Annotated in this window: 18 protein-coding genes; 5 read left to right on the forward strand and 13 right to left on the reverse strand. The window is 47.1% G+C overall.

Translation table 11 applies throughout. From position 1 onward, the window contains the following. Positions 1–141 precede the first annotated feature (141 nt). Positions 142–660: a cupin domain-containing protein gene (locus J2Z28_RS12135; RefSeq protein WP_211082698.1), complete on the forward strand. Its 519-nt coding sequence runs from the start codon at positions 142–144 to the stop codon at positions 658–660. Between the two features lie 26 nt (positions 661–686). Here the strand turns inward: J2Z28_RS12135 and J2Z28_RS12140 are convergent, their stop codons facing one another. The 8 genes from J2Z28_RS12140 to J2Z28_RS12175 all read right to left on the reverse strand — a co-directional run bounded on the left by J2Z28_RS12140 (position 687) and on the right by J2Z28_RS12175 (position 12804). After that, positions 687–1769, reverse strand: coding sequence for a DUF1835 domain-containing protein (locus J2Z28_RS12140; RefSeq protein ID WP_211082699.1), 1083 nt, complete (start codon positions 1767–1769; stop codon positions 687–689). 67 nt (positions 1770–1836) lie between these two features. Next, the gene (locus J2Z28_RS12145) at positions 1837–2496 is read right to left on the reverse strand and encodes a TVP38/TMEM64 family protein (protein ID WP_211082700.1); all 660 of its coding nucleotides are present in this window, start codon (positions 2494–2496) and stop codon (positions 1837–1839) included. Between the two features lie 268 nt (positions 2497–2764). Continuing rightward, positions 2765–4399, reverse strand: coding sequence for an HNH endonuclease (locus J2Z28_RS31790; protein ID WP_415841447.1), 1635 nt, complete (start codon positions 4397–4399; stop codon positions 2765–2767). Positions 4400–4781: 382 nt separating this feature from the next. Beyond that, positions 4782–5954 (reverse strand): acyltransferase, encoded by a 1173-nt coding sequence (locus J2Z28_RS12155; RefSeq protein ID WP_211082701.1) that lies wholly within the window; start codon positions 5952–5954, stop codon positions 4782–4784. Positions 5955–6234: 280 nt separating this feature from the next. Further along, the gene (locus J2Z28_RS12160; RefSeq protein ID WP_211082702.1) at positions 6235–7581 is read right to left on the reverse strand and encodes a cryptochrome/photolyase family protein; all 1347 of its coding nucleotides are present in this window, start codon (positions 7579–7581) and stop codon (positions 6235–6237) included. Positions 7582–7617: 36 nt separating this feature from the next. Then, positions 7618–8973 carry a response regulator gene (locus J2Z28_RS12165; protein WP_244988253.1) on the reverse strand — a complete coding sequence of 452 codons (1356 nt, stop codon included), beginning with the start codon at positions 8971–8973 and terminating at the stop codon, positions 7618–7620. A gap of 67 nt (positions 8974–9040) precedes the next feature. Next, positions 9041–12136: a hybrid sensor histidine kinase/response regulator gene (locus tag J2Z28_RS12170; protein ID WP_211082703.1), complete on the reverse strand. Its 3096-nt coding sequence runs from the start codon at positions 12134–12136 to the stop codon at positions 9041–9043. Between the two features lie 239 nt (positions 12137–12375). Further along, positions 12376–12804 (reverse strand): SRPBCC family protein, encoded by a 429-nt coding sequence (locus tag J2Z28_RS12175; RefSeq protein ID WP_244988254.1) that lies wholly within the window; start codon positions 12802–12804, stop codon positions 12376–12378. A gap of 227 nt (positions 12805–13031) precedes the next feature. Between J2Z28_RS12175 and J2Z28_RS12180 the strand changes: the two genes are divergently transcribed. Beyond that, positions 13032–13799, forward strand: a complete 768-nt coding sequence (locus J2Z28_RS12180; RefSeq protein ID WP_211082705.1) for a class I SAM-dependent methyltransferase — start codon at positions 13032–13034, stop codon at positions 13797–13799. Positions 13800–14110: 311 nt separating this feature from the next. On the opposite strand, the gene J2Z28_RS12185 is transcribed toward J2Z28_RS12180, so the two are convergent. Next, a complete protein-coding gene (locus J2Z28_RS12185; protein ID WP_211082706.1) occupies positions 14111–15145 on the reverse strand; it encodes an NADH:flavin oxidoreductase/NADH oxidase in 1035 nt (344 codons plus the stop codon). Between the two features lie 48 nt (positions 15146–15193). Further along, positions 15194–15385 carry a tautomerase family protein gene (locus tag J2Z28_RS12190; protein ID WP_211082707.1) on the reverse strand — a complete coding sequence of 64 codons (192 nt, stop codon included), beginning with the start codon at positions 15383–15385 and terminating at the stop codon, positions 15194–15196. A gap of 489 nt (positions 15386–15874) precedes the next feature. Between J2Z28_RS12190 and pepT the strand changes: the two genes are divergently transcribed. Further along, positions 15875–17113: a peptidase T gene (gene pepT / locus J2Z28_RS12195; protein ID WP_211082708.1), complete on the forward strand. Its 1239-nt coding sequence runs from the start codon at positions 15875–15877 to the stop codon at positions 17111–17113. 136 nt (positions 17114–17249) lie between these two features. Here the strand turns inward: pepT and J2Z28_RS12200 are convergent, their stop codons facing one another. Next, on the reverse strand, positions 17250–17942 hold the full coding sequence (locus tag J2Z28_RS12200; protein ID WP_211082709.1) for a Crp/Fnr family transcriptional regulator: 693 nt from the start codon (positions 17940–17942) through the stop codon (positions 17250–17252). Positions 17943–18606: 664 nt separating this feature from the next. On the opposite strand from J2Z28_RS12200, the gene J2Z28_RS31795 reads away from it, so the two are divergent. Continuing rightward, positions 18607–19065 (forward strand): methyl-accepting chemotaxis protein, encoded by a 459-nt coding sequence (locus tag J2Z28_RS31795; RefSeq protein WP_415841452.1) that lies wholly within the window; start codon positions 18607–18609, stop codon positions 19063–19065. Positions 19066–19213: 148 nt separating this feature from the next. On the opposite strand, the gene J2Z28_RS12210 is transcribed toward J2Z28_RS31795, so the two are convergent. After that, positions 19214–20650, reverse strand: coding sequence for an alanine/glycine:cation symporter family protein (locus J2Z28_RS12210; RefSeq protein ID WP_211082711.1), 1437 nt, complete (start codon positions 20648–20650; stop codon positions 19214–19216). Positions 20651–20939: 289 nt separating this feature from the next. On the opposite strand from J2Z28_RS12210, the gene J2Z28_RS12215 reads away from it, so the two are divergent. After that, positions 20940–21869: a response regulator gene (locus J2Z28_RS12215; protein ID WP_211082712.1), complete on the forward strand. Its 930-nt coding sequence runs from the start codon at positions 20940–20942 to the stop codon at positions 21867–21869. Positions 21870–22042: 173 nt separating this feature from the next. On the opposite strand, the gene J2Z28_RS12220 is transcribed toward J2Z28_RS12215, so the two are convergent. Continuing rightward, positions 22043–22219, reverse strand: coding sequence for an aspartyl-phosphate phosphatase Spo0E family protein (locus J2Z28_RS12220; protein WP_017691636.1), 177 nt, complete (start codon positions 22217–22219; stop codon positions 22043–22045). Positions 22220–22329: the final 110 nt, after the last annotated feature.

The raw sequence follows: 22329 nt of genomic DNA on the forward strand, positions 1-22329 counted from the left end.
CCTTGCGATTTATACAACGAGTGCATTGAAGAGAGTTTATGTACTGAGTATACCCTTAAAATGATACATTTTGTATCATTTTACAATTGTTTTTTGTTCGTCCTTGAGGTTATCGGGTAATTTATAGGGAGGTGATGTGAGATGAATGAACGGAAAAAGGACATAGAGACGTTATTCTTTCAGGATGACGGTGTAATTCCCAATCATCCGACCCTGCCTGTGCTTTTGTATAAGAACGTATGGGCTGAAGAGGCCCTTCACGCAAAATCGTTGCTGAACCGTAATGGATGGGGAAATAGCTGGTTGAATGGTGTGTTCAACTATCATCATTATCATAGTAATGCTCATGAGGCTCTTGCTGTGGTGAGTGGATTCGTTAAACTGATTTTAGGTGGAGAAAATGGTCAGAAAGTTTACCTTCAAACAGGCGACGTTGTCGTGCTTCCCGCTGGAACAGGGCATAAACGTCTGGAGTCCAGTACTGATTTTCGTATTGCCGGTGCTTATCCTGGCGGTATGAGTTACAACACACGCACAGGTGAGGAAGACGATCGTGCCAAGGCTCTTCAGGAAATCCGAAAGGTCCCAATCCCGGATACCGATCCGGTCTATGGGCAGCACGGACCGCTACTAGAAATCTGGAATGGTAAGAAATCATAATAGATATGAAGATAATTCAATCCCTTTCAGCGCCCGGCAAGCCGAATACTGTAATACCTCATTGCAAGTGGCTTTCCATCCATTTCAAGTTGGCCTTGCAGCACCAGTTGTCGTAGACGGTACTCCACAAACGCATCACTTATATGCTGGCTACTTGTACCAATCACTTCACCCACAATACGAGCTGCTCGGATATACTTGCCTGACTCCCAGTTCGGTGTCAGTTCCCTCACCTTCTGCATAATGTACTCGTCCAAAGCATCTTCAGTTAAGCTCCGAATCACGCCATTCTCCACCATACGTAATAGCCCAGGCTGTACCGAAAGTTCCAGCCAATCCTGCTCCAGTTGGCGGCGCTCTTGCTTGGACAATGGCTCTTGCTCAGAGCAAACGTGCCACATCGCCAGAAGCTTTTCCGGAAGAATCTCGCCTGTGTGGAGCACATCGTATTGAACTTCAGGTTTATCAAATAATTGCTTATATAAGCCACTCGTTTCGATAAGATATATGGGACTCCCGGTGTTCCGCAATAGATACATGGCATAGAGTAGTCCCGTCTTCTCCCGTGCATTATTCGCATACCAGATAATGATCGACGTCTTGGAATCAAAGGACTGTATTGTGGCGTTGAGCTCAAATAATGATTCCAGTTCATGCATGCCATATGCCTCACGGTCATTGAGACACATTCGTTCGGTCAGCCAGAGATGCCTGCGTTGCAAGTCTGCACGCCGGGTGAGATCACCCAACGGACCCACAGCATAATCATCATCATCCATAGAGAAAAAACTCCGTTTTTCCTGATCAGGTAATGTACTCATCCCCATTTTTAGACTACCTAGAGGTGAGTCTCCAAACGTGATATGAATTTCATTTGGCTTCTCGACCTCGGCCAAAGCCTGTTGCTCTAGCCTACCCAGATCCAGAGGTGTATCCAAATCCCGAAACAGAGATTGCATTGTTTGCGCGAAATCTACTCTTTCTCCTTGCTCTGCCTGCCGCTTGACCACGAGTTCTGATTTCATGTAGAGCACACGCAGTAATGAACGAAGTTCATCTTCATTCATGCGATTTAACATTCGACTGAATGCAAAGATATCGTCAATCATGCTGATCCTCCTTCCTGCCAACGTCAATATTGTCAGAATCAATTCTGCGCACTGATAGTTCTTACATTTATGAGGAAATTGATTTTCCACCGGGTTGATTCAGATCATGCAGCTCTTCACCATCTGACGATGAACGGGTAAAATGTCGCTCCAGTTTGCGGCTTGCCCACAGGGATACCGCAATGAACAGCAATACGCCTACCCAGCGTACAGGGTGCTCCAGAAATTGTTCCACATTGGAACCGATATACGTAACTGAGAAGATCATGATCGCTTTACCACAGCCCACCGCAAGCAAGAAGGATAATAATCGCATTCGTGCGATACCTGCCGCCACATTAATAATGACGAACGGACCTACCGGGAAGATACTCAGCAGAAAAACATAACTGAATGCATTCCTTCGAATCCATACCATACTGCGTTGCACACGGGGTTTGCGTGCCCATCGCTCTACAAAAGCGGATTTCCCGATCTCCCGTACGATCAGGAACGTAACGGTACAACCGAGGACCATACCGATCCATGAATATAAAAACCCTGCCCACAGACCGTATACCGCACCGTTCACGCCTACAATTAATAGCGTTGGAAGTGGCGGTACAAATGATTTCATAAACGTAAGCAAAATTCCCGGTAACGGGCCCAGGGAGCGAAACTTCTCCAGCCAGAAACGAATATTTTCTTCCGTAATATATGACATAATGTCCAATGCTGCCGGGGTCATCTGCATCCATCCAATCTATACAGTCTAAGTTCTTAGGTTTGATGTTCACTATACATTTCATCATTCATATGGATGATGAAGCTTCTTTAGCAACTCCCTCCCAGTATAACGTACATCTTCGATGAACACCGTTGTCAATTTGAAGAAATTATTGCACAGCGAACTCACCTCCCACCCAAATCAGAATTAAATCAAAAAAGCACACCTCGACCTCTGTGGTCTTGGTGTGCTCTTTATATCAAAACCCCAATTCCATCTTCGGGGGCATTTATCCTTCTTCCAGTTGCGCTTCCTGCATGGCCAGTTCAATCAATTCTGCCTGATGGGCAGCATTCCATTCGGGAATACCGGAACGCATGAACTCTTCGGCATCCATCGCTGCTTTGGACTGGTTGCACAGATTACAGGCGCAGACACAGTTGAGCGGGGTGGTATGTCCACCTTTGGCACGCGGCAATAGATGGTCAATCGTATCTCCATACGATCCACAGAAGTAACAAGTGTAGTGATCCCGGGTCAGAATATACCGTTTGAAATCCTTGTTGCTGAACAATCGGCGAATCGTGTACCGATTGACCACCACAGCTGCTTTTTCCTTGACCAGCGTGGCCGCAAGCTCCATGTCCACTTCTTGATGCCAACGTCTGCCCTTGTCCGTCTTGCCCCTCATCCGTACCATGCCTTGCCGGTTGGTCCGGAGCGAAGCCGGATCTTCCGGGTCGATGGCTACCGGGGCCGACGGGGTCTGGCGGCGGGGACGGCCATCCGTGCCAGCCCCGTGGCTGCGGCTGGCATGCGCGGGTCGCTGCCCGGATGCAACGCGGGCAGCGTCTTCGCCGCTCGCCTTGGGCGCACGCGCCTGGCGCGGCTTGGACCCTGGCGAGCCAGGCTGGCGCACGGGCGCAGGAGGCCCTGCCTCCGCAGCAGCCCCCGGCGCTTGCCCGGGCTCGCGCCCGGCGGCGGCAGGCTGTGCCTCCGCCGCCGTAGGTGCAGCGACCGTGGTGGCATCGCCACGGTCGCTCAGTGCCGGCGCATGGGCCTCAGCAGCTACGCTGCGGGCCTGCCCTGCGCCGGGCGCGAGCGCGGCAGCACGCTTGCGGCGCCGCTTGCGCTTGCGTTTGGCTGCGGTCGGTTGATCCGCAGCCATGGGCTCTGCTGCCGGGCCTTGCGGCTCAGCCGGCAGCAGAGCTTGTTGGGCCGCCGCAGCTTGCTCGGCGGCCTGCACTGCAGCGGCAGCTCGCGCGCCTGCCCGCTGTGCACTGCCCTTCTCATTCGCAGCAGCATGCCCCCGCGAATGCCCTTCTTCCCCACGCCAGTGCTCACCTGGCTGTGGCTCATCTCCTACCTCACCTGCCAAACCATCATGCTCCAGACTCGTCTCTCTCAGCTCATTGCCCGTTATGCTCTCTGATCGCTTGCTCTTTCTCCGTCTTCTCCTCTTCTTCCGAATACCCGAAGAAGAGGGGGAGGAAGTCACCAAGTCAGCATGTTCATCGTCATTCGAAGATGACGATTCTACTGAAGGTTGAGACACCAGACTTCTTTCAGACTCAGACACCGTAGCAGATACCTGCTCCATACCATGGGAGGTACGACCTGCCTCATTTCTCGCAGATGCAGAGGGTCTGGCAGTAACAGCACGTGTCTCCAAGCCATCCCGTTGATGCTCGATCCGTTCATTCGTTCGTCCGCTCACGCTTGAACCTGACTCGTGGTCAGCCTGTCCACCAAGCTGGCGACAGCTGCGGCAGGCTCCACGCCTGGCTCCGGGACCTGCCCGCTTTCCGGTTCTGCGCCGGAATTCGGACATCGGCCGCTGTTGTCCGCAATACATACACGTTTTGCTCAGTCGCGCTTCTTGTTCCGTCTTTCCTTGCCGGAAAGGGGCTGGCCCCGTCTCCATGTTGTCACCTCGGTTCCGTATGAATCCGGTTTCTTTCTATTGTATCACATCTGCTCGTGAACACCCTCATGGCCATAGGCCTGATAGTCTTTCGAGTTGTACTCCTGTGTCTGTTCACTGCATTCGTGAAGAATGTGTTCCACATATTCCAATATATCTTGCATCGGTCTCCCGCATTTTTCGCATGTTGTCATTATATTCACCTTAATCCTGTCATCCATAATGTATTATCGTTCCGCCTTATGATTACCCCGCATACATGAAAAAGAAACACTCGTTCCCCACATCCAGCATATCTGTATAGACGAATAAACCGCTCCCTGCTCTCCCCTAAGGTAGACCAAGAAGCGGTTTATTATTCCTGTGTTGGAAATACATCTTATCAAGCGTCCAGTTGGCCCGAGTTCTGTTGTGGGACCAGACGTGGTTTGGGTTTTGGCAGATTGCCAAAGATGACCCATGCATATGGAACAAACCTTGCCGTCAATCCAACGACGATCCACGAAGCGATTAGAGCTACACCGAATCCTCCGGCATACCATAGATGCACTAACCACGATACTCCTGTTTGAGGTGGATAATTCCGATACACAAGCAGGAAGAATGGATGAATCAGATAGATGCCAAAGGACAATGCCCCAAGCCGATTCAGCGGCTTGACGATAAGTGACGGCCCTTTGCGATAGAGCAGATAGGCAATCTGGATAAGCACCAGCGCACAAGCAAAGGTATGCACATTCCAGAAGAATTCATACCACAGTGTGTTATATGTTGCGATCTTCAGACGCAGCAGGTAATAGATATACACATGGCCAAGTCCAGCAATGATCCATACCGCCCAGAGCAGAATCCATGAAGCTACGCGTCCTTTGGTTGCATTGGCCCGACTGATGACAAACCATTGCTTGATTTTAGGGAAATATACCCCGATAAAAGCACCCAGCATGAAATAGGAGAAGTATGAGAACGCCCAGCTTCCCTTGTTGGGTACCTGGAATCCATATTTATTACTTACGATGAATGCCCATTGAATCAATAGTCCAATCGGGACAGACCATTTCACCACAGAAGGATACTTCTTAAGCAACCATAACACCAATGGGAATAACAGATAAAATTGCATGTTAATAAACACAAAGTACAGATGTGTATAGGCCTTACCTGTAAACAATTTCGTGATAAAACTTACTGCCGATTCATTAAACGGACGGCCCTGATAATGCGTGAAATGCAGCAACACAAAATACATCAATGAAAACAGGAAATACGGAAGCAAAATATACACAAATCTTTTCTTGTAGAAGTTACTCACGAGTTTCTTGTCCAGCGGACGGGAATAATAGTTATAGAACAATACGAAACTGCTCATAAAAATAAAGGTTGGCGTACCATATTTCATAAAGATATTAATAAAGTTGTACAGCCAGTAGTAGCCTGAGCCCGTCATGTCCACCGTCGCGTAGGACGTAGAATGCACGCTGAGTACGCCGATAATTGCCAGGGCACGCACCAGATTCAGCTCTGGAATTCGCTCTCTTTTCAGTGTTTCACTCATGTTTACGTTTCTCCTTAATGTGTTCGTCAATAGGTCAGATATGACTTAATACAATAAAGCTCTCTACTATTAAAAGCCATAATGCTTAAGATGGATAGTCCATTTTCTTAACAATTCCTAAATTTTCAACACATTTCACACTATTTTCATGTCTATATATGTAAAAAAGACCGCGAGTACGCGGTCTGTGGAACATCCTGCTCTCAACCAAATGAATATTGGATCAACCGGATGAGAATGGTAAATTTGGATTTGAACATCATCACGCCCCTGACTGAGTCTACTTCCCACGACTCGCCAGAATCTGTTTATACACGTCAATAGCTGCCTGTCTCGATGCCTTCAGATCCACAATGGCATCCTTGCGCGGCTGATGGATGTCCTTGCTATGCAGATCCTTCAATTCAGGCAACCACTTGCGAATATAATCACCTTGCGGATCATACTTCTCGGATTGCGTTACCGGATTATTCACGCGAAAATACGGGGCCGCATTCTCACCAAGTGAGGCACACCATAACCAGTTACCACGGTTTTGAATGTTATCATAGTCACGCAACTTGCGCCTGAAATAGGTTTCACCCAAGGTGAATGGGCATTGCAGGTTTTTGGTGAGAAACATCGCCGTGAGAATCCGCAGCCGGTTTGGCATATGTCCGGTTTCATTCAGTTCCGTCATGGCTGCATCAATAATCGGAATGCCTGTCTCCGCCTTGCACCACCGTTCAAAGTGATCATCATGGAGAGACGAGAGATCGTACACCTTTTCATATGTAAAATAGTGACTCTCATAGACTGCTCGATACAGATAGAAGTCGCGGAAGCACAACTGCCTGATCCATTCCCCAGCCTCAGCCGTGCGATTCGCCGCATCATACATTTTGCGAATGGATACAGCCCCCACAGCTACGTAAGAACTGAGATGACTTGGCTCGTACGCCTCATATTCATCCCGATGATCCCCATATTCAGCAATTCGATCCGACAAAAATTGATTCAACAGCAGATGCGGGTCCTCGTCATTCGAACCACTGCCCTCCAGCAACTCCGAAGGTACCTGCATTGCATCCGGCCATTCAATCTGACGATCACTCACCTTCAACTCTGCAACCGTTGTTGCCGAAGGAGGGTTGGGATGTTCATTCATGAATTCCACCCACCTCCGATGAAAAGCCGCAAATACCTTATAAGGCTCCGACTTGCCTGTAAAATTGGCAAATCCATTCAGATCCATCAGCAGATGATCCGTCAGTTGTGTGAACGAAACCTCGTGCGCCTCACTAACTTTGCGTATGGCCCTATCCCGCTCGATTGCATATGGCGTCATCTCCCGATGCACCACAATCTCGTCAATCTCGCCTTTGAATTCGTTCAGGATGAATTCAACCACTTCAGCCGGTTTGCCGTAAGCAACATGCAGTTTTCGTTTGGCTTCAACATACTGTCTGCCTAATTCCGCTGCATGCTGCCTGAAATTCACACCGCTGTGTTCCTTCTCTCGGCCTTGCCGCAGGAGGAATGGATCATAGATGAGAACATGCACACTCTCTTCTTGGTGTTCCCGCAAATAATCAAATGCGGCCAGATCATCCGTACGCAAGTCTTTGCGGTGTATGAATAGCTTCATGCCTCACCCTCCTGTCTGAACTTAAGTTACATACGTTTATTTGTCCGTCAGGTTCTGATATAACCTGCTTGTTTCCGGTTCCGGCTGATGTCCCAGATCCTCATTCAATGTCAATTTAAATGAATGATATAAACGAAGTATGCCTTGCTGATCATCCATGGATGCATACACTTCCATCATGAGTCGACAGATCTCTTCCGAATAAGGCTCCCGTTCCTGCAATATCGTTAATTGCTCAATCACTTCCTTGCCACGACCATGCTCCATGTCCCATCTCGCGATATCCATAACCAGCCCTGTATACTTGCGTCTGAGTTCCCTTGCTTTGGCCTGTGCCCAACGATAATCATGTTCTTCCAGATAATCACCACGATATAGCGGAATCATATGCCTCAAGTCATCGACATTGTCTGATGTGATGACGTGGTAAACCATGGATTTTTCAAATTGATCCACATCACTTACCAGATTGCCTGATAACAGACGATAACGGTTCATATTGTACTCCAGCTTGCCTGTCATGTTCCATTCCTTAAGCAGCTTTCGAATCTGGTACACGGAAGTATGTAGATGGGTTAATCCCTTTTCCTGGGAAACATCACCCCATAGCTTATCCAGCAGAATCTCCTTGCTTACCCATTCTTCCCTGTGATGAAACAAAAAAGCAAACAATTCCTGTGATTTGGTTGTGCGCCACTTATGTTTCTTGGCACCCTGATCCAAGCTTCTGTAGATATCCAGATGTTTGAACGTAAGCAGCCCCGGAACTTCAGTATCCAACTCCACAGGTTCAGGTTCCGATCCCTGTACCTCTGCAGTGGCTGCAACTTGAGAATTATGCGACATTATGCCCGCGATTCGATCAACGGTTTTGGCCAATCGGGTCGAGCTGACCGGTTTCAGTACATAATCCAGTGCATGCAGCTCAAATGCTTCCACTGCATGGTCCGCATAAGCCGTAACAAAGATAATACGAATACTCTGATCCAATTGCTGTATATATTCAGCCGCTTCCAGGCCATTCATCTCCGGCATTCCAATGTCCAAAAATACAACATCTACACGTTCCTTTGCCAGAAAATGAAGACCATCACGAGCTGTTGAAAAACATTGCACGGGTGTAATTCGTCCGTCCGTTCGTAGTAGTCGCTCCAGATGAAGCTGCGCTGGCTTCTCATCATCGATCACAATGGCTCTCACCGTTCTTTCAGCCTCCTGCCATGAAAGATTCAATAGGAATACCGATTTTATCGGCATCCGCTTATTAGGGCGTGTCTCAAAACTCTGAAGTGCATCTTTTACCGCCTTTTCGCCCCCTGCTACGTCACTTTCCCTTGACGTGCCCCGGCACGCCTGCGTAAAACTTCCTGGCTTGGAACGAAAATTCGGCAAAATCTGCTTCCTTCGGAGTTTTCAGACACCCCCTAGTCTGTTAACCATAATTGCTTCACTTGGCACACTAATTGGAATAATCCACCTTTTGCACAGGGATACGGAATCGGATCTGCGTGCCTTTACCCACATGGCTATGAATCTCCAGCCCCTGACCATAGAGAGACATCAGGCGACGGTTTATATTTTGCAGCCCCACACCTCCCGGACCTTCCGTACGCCCAGACTTGACCTGAGCCATACGCTCAGGAGGGATGCCTACACCATCATCCTGGACCTGTACGACTACATGCTCGCTCTCTTGGAAAATCCTAAGATGAACTGTCCCGCCGGCTGCCCGCTCCATCACACCGTGGCGAATGGCATTCTCCACAAGTGGCTGAATACTGAGAGGTGGCAGATACAGATGTACGTCCAATTCCACCTCATACTCAACCACCAGTCTTTCCTCAAATCTCGCCTGTTCCAGATGCACATAAGACTCCACCAATTCCAGCTCTTTGGTCAAAGGAACAAGCTGCTCCCTGTTCTGAAAGTCAAAGCTTCCGCGAAGGTAATGACTCAATTCAATCAGCAGATCGGTTGCTTTGTCGGGATTCACTGCACAGGTCGCGATAATAACATTGAGTGCATTATATAGAAAGTGTGGCTTGATCTGGGCCTGCAAAAAGGCCATTTCGGTCCGAATAGCCTCCTGCACAGAACTCCGCATCTCAATTAACGTCCGAACCCGGGCACGCAATTCACCGGCATCCACCGGTTTGCTCAGGAAGTCATTGGCTCCCGCCTGGAATCCGTGTTTGATATCCTCAGGCAACCCACGGGCGGTCAGCATCAGAATCGGTAACTCCGACAAGGAACTGTGCTCGCGCAGTTTGCGACACAACTCAAGCCCTGACATCTTAGGCATCATCCAGTCCGTAATAACAAGATCAATGGACGGGAACTCCTCACGAAGTTTCAATGCGGTGGACCCACTGTCTGCTGCGATCACACGATACCGCTCCGTCGATAACAGATTAAGCAATACCTGTCGATTCACGGGATCATCGTCTACAATCAGAATCGTATGCTCCGCTTCCGTAAGATCATCCTGCTCATCTGACTCTCTTGTCACAAGCTCCTTCGCCCCTGCCCCCTGTGCAGCAACATATCGGGCGGCAGCTGGTTTTGAATGAGTTTGCAAAAGCGGCATCTTCATAACAGGCAGGGTGAAATGAAAGGTCGAACCCTGCCCCGGCTCCGATTCAACCCAGATCTCACCACCGCCAAGCTCAACGAGTTTTCGCGTAATACTCAGACCCAGTCCGGTTCCATTATTCAATCGCTCAATCGTGCCGTTACTCTGCTCATACGCCTGGAAGATATCCTCCTGTTTGTCCAAGGCAATGCCTACCCCTGTATCCGTGACCGATACCTTCACCCAGTCCCCTTCAACGCTGGCGTATAATCGAATCTCACCCTGCTCAGTGTACTTATAGGCGTTACCCAGCAAGTTATACAGAACTTGCCTTAGGCGATCTTCGTCTGCCTCAACAAGTGGCAAGGACTGGGGCCATTGTTGAATCAATATAACCGGCTTGTCCTCAAACGTGAAACCCGAGACTTCAACCACAGTACGAGCAACGGATTCCAGATCAACAGCTACCCGTTTTAACTCGATTTCACTATTTTTTAATTTGGCAAAATCCAAAATATCGTTAACCAGTAGTGAAAGGCGCTTACCGGTTGAAGTAATCATGGAGAGATTTTTGGCTTGCTTGGGCGTGACTGCTCCAGCCGCCCCTTCCAGCATCGATTGCGCAATATTAATGATGCCATGCAGGGGAGTTCGCAGCTCATGAGACGTGTTCGCCATGAACTCGTCCTTCAGGCTGTCGATGGCAAGCAAGCGCTCAGACAGAGCTTCCACGTCTCGGAATGATTGTGCGAAGCGGATTGCGGTCACAATCATCTGGGCAAATACAAATAATAAAAGTTCAATCAGCGCAAAGAACGCTGTGTCTAGGGTAGTGAACGCACCAAGCGTATACAACACAACAACCATGAGTATGCTCATCATACTCACGAGTGCAAAGTGGCTATCATTCGGTCGTCCTTTCAACCAATAGAAAATGGCTCGCAGCGTATATAACATGACAACAAGTGAGATCAGCAACATGGGAAGCTCAAGATACGAGAAAAGCGTTGGAGGAAGCGTAAGACCCACAATAGTCTGGGTAACGATTAGCACTACAGCCAGACGAACAAACCACTGATGAACTGCTCCTGGTACACGGGCATCCATATACCGAAGCAAAAAGTAATAGGCAAAGGCTGAACTAAGGAGCTGAATCCGAAGTATCTCATTATTGGTCAGGAACGGTACAAACGTACCCAGTAACTTCTCCCCATGTGTCAGAGCGTACACCGCACCAGAAAGGCTGAATAATCCGAGAAAACGAAGCTCCTTCTCCGTACGTCGTAATCTGAACAGAAGTAGAAAAAAGGCGGCTGGCAAGATAAAACCGAATAAGGCCATCAGATCCCTGAGCCAATCTTGTTGCTGACTTTTCAGAATACTATGCTCGTCTCCAAACAAAATGGGCGCTACAATGCCCCCGGAAGAATAACTATAGTTCGATACCTGAATGATAATGTCAGCCGTGTTACCCTCAATGGACGTGAATCCTGTAAAGGGCAGATTTAATTGTATATCTGTCGCCTTGGTCTTTCCTGGCAGGCCTTTGCCGCCAATCTCTTTACCATCGATAAATACCCGGTGGGCCATGCGTATATTCTGTGTGCGTATACCATAATCATTTTTCATCGTCCGGGGTGTAAGCTGGACTTGCAGGTGATAGGTTCCATACCCATGGGCCTGCCCCAAAGATTTGTTCCATCGGGCAGGAACCTGAGTGCCCGACGAAGCCGGCAATGGCTTGCGACCGGATACACTTGCTTCAATATCTGCCGGGCTCAGCAACTGCCCAGGGTAGAAATCCCAGACCCCCTTTAGAGACGCTGCACCCTTGCGATCAAAGTCCCATTGGGTCAGGTCAATTTTTCCATCTGTAGCCTGGGGGTTACTCTGCTCGCTAATTAACGTCTGGGCGATCCAACCCAGTGGAACAATGACAATACATATGAAGCTTATGGTCAGCATAATCCAGTGTTTTCTCATCTATGTATTCCTTCCATCCACAATGGCGAGAGACGTCTAATTTTGTCGATTTATCACTAAAATTCATGTTACACGTTTCTGATGCTCACGGAAATAGTTTCCGTATCATAATCGGTCAAATTCGTTATAATTTGAAGGATTTCTATCTTTTCCACCAGCTCTTGGCACACCAAGGAACCCCAGGCCGAATTTCACCGAGAAGAACGGGCGAAATGGCCTGGGGTTGATTGAATGAAGATTTATTTAACAACTTGAGCAAGCTTCTGAATGATTCCGGCCCATCCCTGTTCCATACGTTCGCGTACGATAGCGTGGGCCTGTCCAAACTCGGTTAGTTTATCCGCATCCCAACCGCTATGAATCAGTGTAAAATCCGTACCTTCGGGCTGTTCATTCAGTTGGAACGTCAACGTCCAGTCCTTACCCCAGCGGAATGACAGCTTGTGCAGCGGAAGAACTTCCGTCACCTGACATGGTGATTGGCCGAAAGGGCCTGCTTCCAATATAAACTCGTGACCTTCCACGGGTTCCAGATTGCCCGGCATGAACCAGGTTTTCAGTCCCTGCTCGGTCGAGACCATTTCCCACACCTTCTCTACAGGTGCATGGAGCATCAGTTCCTGCCGGATATCTGGCAGTGCACTTGATGAACTTGATGATGAATCCATTCGAATCACCTCCTTATACATTTCATTTCGTATAACTATCCGAATAGAAGTTGACCTCCGCTTTATCTCCACCCTATAATTGGAACATATTACATAAAAGGTGCGTGATTCCTATGATAGTCTGCTCTGAAAAATCCAATTCCAACCGTTACCGGAAGGGATAATCCTGCTCATTCCCCTTCCACGTTTTCATTTTAATACATTTACATGTGGGGGACACCTATACTATGTCATTCAGTTATTACGGTCCATTATGCACCGCCGTTTATGATCTCACGAAACCTGTGGGACACTCCTTGGGAGGAGACATTGAATTCTATCGCCATTATCTTCAGCGCTGCAAAGGACGTATCCTTGAAGCCATGTCGGGATCAGGCCGAGTGCTCATTCCTTTGCTTGAAGCAGGCTTGAAGGTGGATGGAATTGATTATTCAATGGATATGATCAACTCTTGTCGTTCTCGTTGTATGGAGCGGGCATTACCCACGCCTGAGCTGTTCGTTGCCGATCTGGAGAAGCTTGACCTTCCATATCGATACGAGGCAATTATCATTCCCGGAGGTTCTCTGCTCCTCATCCAAGACAGACAGGCATCGATTAACGTATTACGTAATCTATTTCAGCATTTAGAACCTGGCGGCAAGCTCGTGTTTGATCTGTTTCTGCCCGATGTGACACAACCCTCTTCTGTAGAAACATCAACCGTTTCATTACCCGATGGTGATACGATCACGGTAGAAGTGAAAAACATTGAAGTGAACCTTCTACACCAATATAAAGTGAGTCTGATTCGCTACGAACAATGGCATCAGGGTTCTCTTGTTGCTACGGAGCTGCAACAGCTTACCTTGCGCTGGTACGGCATAGAAGAGTTACGCCTAATTCTCGAACACATTGGTTTCTCTGACATTAAAGTGTACGCCGACTTTAACCGGGATCAACCACCCACGCAGTCGAATCAAAAATTCGTCTATGAAGCAACTCGAAGAGCGTAGCCATCCGTAATTGGATCGATATGCTGATGCTTCTCATTATACAGATAAGGCCACAGCATAAGGTTTAATCCATGCTGTGGCCTTTTTACTATATAAGATTTGCACTAACATTTACACGAGAACGCAGAGGGCAGAAATAACTTGAAGAAGCGAAGCTACAAGCTTTCTGCAAGAAAGCTACATCGAAAGCATACACTTCGCCTTTATCCTCAGATTTTCACCTTTGAAAAATTGAATCAAAAAATCTGAGGATAACAGCGATCGGAAGGTTATTCTGTCATCAGAGTGGTAAGTGTAAATGTTATTGCAAGTTAGTATCCACGAGAATATTGCTCCGCAATGGCAGCTTGATCCTTGCTGACACCCAGTTCCAGAGCGGCATGGTTCGCCCAGTACGGGTCACGCAGCATGCCTCTACCAACCGCGACCAGATCCGCATCACCGTTTCCGATCACCGCCTGAGCCAACGCTGCATCCTCCAGCATACCCACTGCGATTACAGGAACGTTCAGTTCTTCACGGAAGCGACGGGCAAATGGTACCTGATACCCCGGATAGTTCCCCGGTTTCCGCTGTCCCGAAGGTCCTTCGCCACCTGAACTGATATGGAACATGTCCACGCCTGCATCTTGGTAGGCGCGAGCGATATTGATCGTGTGGTCGATGTCATACCCGCCATCTGCGTATTCTACAGCCGAAATCCGCAAAATCAGTGGCATATCTGCTGGCATTTCTTTTTTCACTGCACGAATGACTTCAACGCCAAAACGGGACAGATCCTGCCCATATACATCCTCACGATGGTTCATCAGCGGGGAATGGAACTGGTGGATCAGGTATCCATGGGCGCCGTGCAGCTCAATGGTATCGACTCCAGCCTGTACTGCGCGGCGAACACCGTCTGCGAACTTCTGCACCATGGCTTCCACCTCTTCGATACTTAACGCGCGTGGCTCCTTGTATTTTTCTCCCGGGAATGTAACTACCGATGGGGCAACCGGCTGCGGAGCATCCTCTGCTTTTCGTCCTGCATGTGCGATCTGAATAGCTACTTTGGAGCCGTAGGCATGAATTCCATCTACAAGTTTGGTGAAGGCAGGCACATGCTCATCTGACCATATACCCAAGTCATTATCGGTAATACGTCCATCCGGATCTACATCGGTCATCTCGATTACAATCAGTCCTGTTCCTCCAACCGCACGGCTCACATAGTGAACCTGATGCCAATCGTTCGGAATGCCGTCCTTCGCAGTGACAGAATATTGGCACATTGGTGCCATGACGACACGGTTATTTAATTGCAGACTCTTGAATTGATAAGGGGAAAATAATTGTTCAGTCATTGATGTTGCATCTCCTGTTCCATGATCATGATATATATGAAGCCTTACTTATTTGTCTAAGTCCGAAAACAGTTTTCCGTTCTTGCCGTAATTGTCCTTCTCCAAATCCTCAATGAAGATAAAGACTTTGCTCGGATCAACATCCAGTGTCTCACAAGCCACCTGAGTCATACGTTCAATCAACTGACGTTTCTGCTCAGTCGTCTTGCCTTCCAGTACCTTAACCGTGTTAAATGGCATGTCTTGAACACATCCTTTCTTCATCATTTATTATGAACCTGACGTATAGAAACACAAGTACGTACATTTTTGTGCCTTGGTACCCTTTTTGATACCTAGTCATCCTCACAATTTCGGTTCTGCCCCATTCTGGAAATGACTGCAAAACATGATATGATAACCATAGAGAACCACAATAATTACTATACCCAATTTACATAAGTTGTGACTAACGGTTACACGATAACGGAGAGGGCAGAAATAACCTGTAGAAGCGAAGCTAAAAGCTTTCTGCAAGAAAGCTACTTCGAAAGCATACACTTCGCCTAAAAGTTTTCTGAAAGAAAGCTGCATCGAAAGCATACGCTATCCTCAGATTTTCACCTTTGTAAAAGTGGATCAAAAAATCTGGGGATAACAGCGATCAGAAGGTTATTCTGGCCTCGTAGTGGATCAGTGTAAAACAAGTAGCTCAACTTATATACTACTCAAGCTAGGGAGAGGTTATATATGAAAGATATATTAATTCAAAGATTGAGTACTTATGTTCAGATGGATACCCAATCCGATGAAAATAGCGAGACATGCCCTTCCACACCCGGCCAACTGGCCTTGGGCAAACTGCTTGTTGAAGAATGTACCTCCATTGGTCTGCAAGATGTGACGATGGATGAGAACGGATATGTCATGGCTACACTGCCATCCAATACCGACAAGGATGTTCCTGTAATTGGTTTCCTGGCTCACCTCGATACAGCGACCGACTTTACTGGCAAAAATGTCAAACCACAGGTTATCGATAACTATGATGGTGCTGATATTGTGCTGAACTCGGAGCTGGATGTAGTACTGTCCAACAAGGATTTCCCGGAGCTGCACGAGTATAAAGGCCACACCCTGATCACAACCGATGGTACAACGTTGCTTGGTGCAGATAATAAAGCAGGCATTGCCGAGATTATGACGGCGATGGCCTATCTGATTGAGCACCCGGAAGTGAAACACGGTAAGATTCGGGTTGCTTTTACCCCAGATGAAGAGATTGGCCGTGGACCGCACAAGTTTGACGTAGCTGCTTTTGGAGCTAAATATGCGTACACGGTTGATGGCGGACCGCTTGGTGAACTGGAATACGAGAGCTTTAACGCAGCTGCCGCCAAAATTACCGTACGCGGCACCAATGTACATCCCGGTACTGCGAAGAATAAAATGGTGAACTCTCTGAAAATTGCGATGGAATTGAATCGACGACTGCCTGTGGAGGAAGCTCCTGAATTCACGGACGGTTATGATGGTTTCTACCATCTGTTGTCTCTGGAGGGTGACGTTGAACTGACAAAGATGAGTTACATCATCCGTGATTTCGACCGGGCGAAGTTTGAAGAGCGCAAAACAAATCTATTGAATATCGCAAACGAACTGAAGACCAAGTATGGAGAGAAAAGCATCACGGTTGAATTGAATGACCAGTACTATAACATGCGTGAGAAAATTGAACCCGTACGCCAGATCGTCGATATTGCCCATGAAGCCATGACCCGACTGGACATCGAACCTGTTATTCGCCCCATCCGGGGAGGAACAGATGGTTCCCAGCTATCCTATATGGGCATGCCAACACCAAATATCTTCACTGGTGGCGAGAACTACCATGGCAAATTCGAATATGTATCGGTAGACAATATGGTGAAGGCAACCCGTGTCATTGTAGAGATCGCTCAATTGTTCGAACAACACGGAGATATCTAATTCACTTGAAGTGCAGTGCAAGAAGAGCACCCCTCGGTATATTCGGGAGGGTGCTCTTTGTTGTGCAATATTGTATTTTATTGTGTCGCGTCATGTCGCTTAGATATGCAGGCTTGGTCTTTATTTTAAAATACCATCACTCATATATATTGCCTCCTGCGATGACACGCAACTGTTCCAGATCACAGATCACTAGCTTCCGCTGCACTTTGCGAATAATATCTCGATTACACAGATCTTGAACAACTCTATTAAGATGTCTATAGCTGGTGCCCAGCATATCCGCCAGTTCGGTGAGCTTGGAGGTCTGGATCTCTTCCGTAGAAGATTCGTCCTGGCCCATTGTGGACAACAGATAGCTGGCAAATCGGCTCTCGACCGGATATAACATATTCAGACTCGACAGGTTGGAAAAGGTATACAATTTATGCGTAACTTGACCGAGCATGAAGTGGAGAAACTTAGGGTTCTCTGCATACGTATTCTGGAGAGCGCGGTAGCTGATACCCAGCAGGAGGCTTTTGCTCACAGACTCTACCGTATTCATGGCCTCCTTGCCATTTACCAGTTCTAAATCTCCCACGAGCGCCAGTGGTGTACTGAAACGAAGCAACAGAGACTTTCCGTTAGGCAGGGTGGTATAGATCTTGAGCTTGCCCTGCACGAGAAAATACAACCGCTCGGGTCGCTCACCTTTAGCACATATCATCTCGCCCTTCGCAGCCTCAAGTAGTCGCAACTCAGCGAGTGCAGGCTCGTCCAGCACCTGATCCAACCCATTCTCACGGGCGAGTTGCCGCACAAGTCCAAAGTCCATAATTTCTTTCATTCCGACTTCCCCTCCGTTGTCGTATATAACGTATGTAAAAGGACATATGTCCCATAATTAATATACATTCGTACAAATATCTTGATATAAAAATAGTTACAACTAACACTTATATCCAGTAAAACAGTTCAACTGGGAAATATTTTAAAATTTAATCATAAAATGTTCATTCTTTCATGCAAAATGCCGTTCACGAAAAGCCATTTCCGTCCGATGAAAGATAGAGCATTCCATAGATCGTTAAAAATAATACATTCAAATATTGAAAGGATGGTCCTCTTCCATGAACGTTGTAGATTCCCTGCTTAAAGTAATGCCTTATATCAGCCTGATCCTCAGAGAACCAGCTAGTTTAACTCTTTATGATCACGAAAAAGTATTAGAGGTCATTATGACAGATAAATTTGATCTTGGTTTTGAAAAAGGAATGACACTCTTGGAATCGTATCAAAACTTTGCCATCTTAAAAAATGGAAGAGAAGCTACTCTCGCTACTCTCTCCAAGGAAGTTTATGGTATCGAACTGGATATTTTGAACATTCCGATCTTTGATGATCACCAGAAAGTTGTTGCTGTTTTCTGTGTATCTTACGACCAGTCTAACCAGAACCAACTTGAAGATATTATACAAGAAAATCAAACCATCAATGGTAACCTCGTTGATATGGTACAACATGTCGCCGCTCATGCCGAAGAATTGCAAGCAACCAGTGAACAGATCTTGCAGAACACAAGACTTGCTGTTCAGAACTCTTCCCAAATCAACAAAGTAGCCGGGTTCATCCGTGAAATCTCTGAACAAACCAACTTGCTTGGCCTCAATGCCGCTATTGAAGCCGCTCGTGTTGGTGAAGCTGGTGCCGGCTTCGGCGTGGTTGCTTCCGAAGTACGCAAACTCTCCGTGGATGCCAAACAAGCTACAAGTGACATCGATACCAGTCTGAGAGATGTACAACAGGTCATCAAGCAGATGGAAGTTGAAGTCTCCCAGATTGCAGCCTCTTCACAGGAACAAGCAACACTTGTAGCATCCTTTACGGATGTGATTGAGCAGCTTAATGAAACAGGGGAACGAATGAAAACTCTGTCCGAACAACTGATCAGCTATTCGGTTAAAAAGTAATCAAAATATATCTTTTGATGGACTTTGAGTAGTGCAACGATACAATTTATATGCAACAAACAGGACTCGGGTTGCCCATGATGGATAATCCAAGTCCTGTTGTTTGTTGTGTCCATTTGTATATAACCAACTACGTTCAGATAAAATCTTAATTGGCTACATGTATTGATTTATCTCCAATAACTTCTTCTTCCGACTGCCAGCATTCCACTTCACCTGGAATATGAATCCGGTCCCGGGTAAAGACGGGATCACGTCCTTCAGCCTTTTGTTTCTTGTAGTCCTTCAACGCTTCGAAAGTCACCTTGGACAGCATCAGAATTGCAATCAGGTTCACCACCACCATGAGCCCCATGAACAGGTCCGCCAAATCCCATACCAGCTGTACTTTGGCTACCGCCCCAAACACCACCATCCCAATAACGCAAATGCGGTATACCCACAGCCAAACTTTGTTGGATTTGATAAACTCAATGTTAGTTTCTCCATAGTAATAATTACCGATTAGTGTACTGAAGGCAAACAGGAACACCATAACCGCCAGGAATCCCGATGCCCATGAACCAATATGTACACTTAATGCAGCCTGAGTTAATTCAATGCCACCCAGATCGGAACCTTTGTACACCCCGGATAGCAAAATAATCATGGCTGTACTTGTACATATCACTAACGTATCTGTCAGCACGCCAAATGCCTGAATAAGTCCCTGTTTCACCGGATGTGTTGCATCCGCTGTTGCAGCCGCATTCGGGGCGCTACCCATGCCCGCCTCATTGGAGAACAATCCGCGTTTCACACCGTTCATCAGCGCAGCGCCTAACGTTCCGCCAGCCACCTGTTCGATGCCGAAGGCATTTTTGACAATCAACGCAATCATGGCCGGAAGCTGAGTAATGTTCGCCAGCACCACAAAAGCCGCTACCCCAATGTACAATACGGCTAGTACAACAACGATGTATTCCGATGCTTTTGCAATCCGTTTGACACCACCCATGATAATTCCTGCAAATATCACAGCCATAATGATACCCACCGTTAACCGATCCGTGCCAAATGAGTTCTCAAATGCAACGGTAATCGTGTTAGACTGCACCGCATTAAAGACTAAACCGAATGACAACGTAATGAGAATGGCAAATAAAATTCCCATCCAGCGTTTGCCCAACCCACGTTCCATATAATATGCAGGACCCCCGCGGAATCCACTCTTATCCTTCACTTTATAGATCTGAGCCAGCGTACTCTCCACAAAACTGGAGGCTGACCCGATAATTGCAATGATCCACATCCAGAATATAGCACCAGGTCCACCCAGTGCGATAGCTAGTGCAATACCGGTAATATTCCCTGTACCTACACGGGCCGCCATACTAATACAGAATGCCTGGAAAGGTGAAATTTTGCCTGGTTCCTTGCTTTTCGGCTCTAGAAGCACCTTCACCATATCTCCAATCATGCGGAATTGCATGAATCGGGTCTTGGTGGTGAAGTATATACCACATACTACCAATAGTATAATTAACACTTTGGACCATAGAAAATCATTGAAAATGCCGACAATATCTTGTATTGTTTGCTCCATCGGTATGCTCCTTTTTATGGTGTATTTCAAGTACAGAGATGAGTCACGTGAAAAGTTTGTACCATTCTGCACAACACTAGCCCCAGACTTCGGGATGTTACTTATACTACAAGGACATCTACGAAAACCGACAAATACCTACATGCAATTTCTATATTTATTTTAAAAATGGGCTTTGATCGCCCAATCATTGTCATTTAACCTGACATGTCAGGTTCTATGCAAGAAGGAAAGGAACGATTACACTGGAACGAGAGTTCACCATTCGCAGAGAAAGGGAATGACTGACATGCGTTATTTTATAGTGGATGATGATCCTGGCGTTCGTTCCATGTTGATGGATATTATTGAGGATGAAGGCCTTGGCGATATTGCCGGGGAAGCTGAGGACGGAGCACAACTTCACGCGGAACTGTTGGAACTACATAAGGTGGATATCCTGCTGATTGATCTGCTGATGCCCCAACGAGACGGGATTCAGACTGTGCGAGCGCTTGAAGGAAGGTTTGAGGGCAAGATCGTCATGATCTCCCAGATCGAGTCGAAAAATATGATCGGAGAAGCCTATTCACTAGGCATTGAATATTACATTACGAAGCCGATTAATCGGTTGGAGATTCTGTCTGTTCTGCGGCTGGTGAACGAAAGGCTTCGGATGCAGCAGTCCATCGCAGATATTCAGCGGACATTGCAGGGATTGTCCAGTTTGCATCCTAACGAGCGCACTGTGGCTCCGGTTCCGGACAAAACAATCACGACAGCCGGACATTTCCTGCTGTCCGAGATGGGCATGATCGGCGAAGCGGGCAGCAGAGATCTGCTGGACATGCTGGAATATCTGGAGCAGGTAGAGACAGATGAGCATAAGCTGTCCCCCTATACGTTCCCATCTCTCAAAGACATCTTTCAGAATGTAGCGGTACGCAAGCTGGGAGAGAACGCCTCACTCGCAGAGATTAACAAGGAGATCAAGGCATCGGAACAACGTGTTCGCAGGGCCATCTTCCAGACACTGAGTCATGTGGTGTCTCTGGGACTAACGGATTATACACATCCCAAGTTCGAGAACTATGCATCCAAATTTTTTGATTTCACCGAAATCCGCAAGAAAATGCTGGAGCTGCAAAACAATGTGGAGCCTTCCTTGTCCCAGACACGCATTAATACAAAAAAGTTCGTGCAGGTCCTATATTTGGAAGCCAAACGATTGCTGCATTAAACAGATACATGATGAATACGATGCAAAAACAAACGGGCATGAATATTACGCCGGTAGGATACCCCCTCTTCAACTGAGGCTGTCCATACCGGCTATATTCATGCCCGTCTGTACGATCAAGCGTTACAATCTATGTGATTTGTTCCGTGTATAAAATTAAAATCGCTTTGGGTTCAAGCCCGTGAATGGTTTCGGCTAATTCGGTTATACTCATTAATCAATTCGTCCAATGCCATAGACTGCCGAATTACATCGGGATGCCCAAGACCACCCTTGTTATGCTCTACCAGCATATGAAGGTTATGTCTGGCCTTCTCTATTTTATTTTTCAAATCCAAACTCATAACCATGACCCCTGATACCTCCTTATTCTGTGAACCATTTTAGTTTTTCCTGTCAATCTATAGTTGGATTAACATATGGCATAGGAGACAAGGATGTTTTGTATTCTTCTCCAAAT

The organism is Paenibacillus xylanexedens, from assembly GCF_017874615.1.
GTDB lineage: Bacteria > Bacillota > Bacilli > Paenibacillales > Paenibacillaceae > Paenibacillus > Paenibacillus xylanexedens.

Coding starts and splice junctions, on each gene's coding strand:
- J2Z28_RS12135 (WP_211082698.1), top strand. CDS start 142: ATGAATGAACGGAAAAAGGACATAGAGACGTTATTCTTTCAGGATGAC.
- J2Z28_RS12140 (WP_211082699.1), bottom strand. CDS start 1,769: ATGATTGACGATATCTTTGCATTCAGTCGAATGTTAAATCGCATGAAT.
- J2Z28_RS12145 (WP_211082700.1), bottom strand. CDS start 2,496: ATGACCCCGGCAGCATTGGACATTATGTCATATATTACGGAAGAAAAT.
- J2Z28_RS31790 (WP_415841447.1), bottom strand. CDS start 4,399: ATGGAGACGGGGCCAGCCCCTTTCCGGCAAGGAAAGACGGAACAAGAA.
- J2Z28_RS12155 (WP_211082701.1), bottom strand. CDS start 5,954: ATGAGTGAAACACTGAAAAGAGAGCGAATTCCAGAGCTGAATCTGGTG.
- J2Z28_RS12160 (WP_211082702.1), bottom strand. CDS start 7,581: ATGAAGCTATTCATACACCGCAAAGACTTGCGTACGGATGATCTGGCC.
- J2Z28_RS12170 (WP_211082703.1), bottom strand. CDS start 12,136: ATGAGAAAACACTGGATTATGCTGACCATAAGCTTCATATGTATTGTC.
- J2Z28_RS12175 (WP_244988254.1), bottom strand. CDS start 12,804: ATGGATTCATCATCAAGTTCATCAAGTGCACTGCCAGATATCCGGCAG.
- J2Z28_RS12180 (WP_211082705.1), top strand. CDS start 13,032: ATGTCATTCAGTTATTACGGTCCATTATGCACCGCCGTTTATGATCTC.
- J2Z28_RS12185 (WP_211082706.1), bottom strand. CDS start 15,145: ATGACTGAACAATTATTTTCCCCTTATCAATTCAAGAGTCTGCAATTA.
- J2Z28_RS12190 (WP_211082707.1), bottom strand. CDS start 15,385: ATGCCATTTAACACGGTTAAGGTACTGGAAGGCAAGACGACTGAGCAG.
- pepT (WP_211082708.1), top strand. CDS start 15,875: ATGAAAGATATATTAATTCAAAGATTGAGTACTTATGTTCAGATGGAT.
- J2Z28_RS12200 (WP_211082709.1), bottom strand. CDS start 17,942: ATGAAAGAAATTATGGACTTTGGACTTGTGCGGCAACTCGCCCGTGAG.
- J2Z28_RS31795 (WP_415841452.1), top strand. CDS start 18,607: ATGGTACAACATGTCGCCGCTCATGCCGAAGAATTGCAAGCAACCAGT.
- J2Z28_RS12210 (WP_211082711.1), bottom strand. CDS start 20,650: ATGGAGCAAACAATACAAGATATTGTCGGCATTTTCAATGATTTTCTA.
- J2Z28_RS12215 (WP_211082712.1), top strand. CDS start 20,940: ATGCGTTATTTTATAGTGGATGATGATCCTGGCGTTCGTTCCATGTTG.
- J2Z28_RS12220 (WP_017691636.1), bottom strand. CDS start 22,219: ATGGTTATGAGTTTGGATTTGAAAAATAAAATAGAGAAGGCCAGACAT.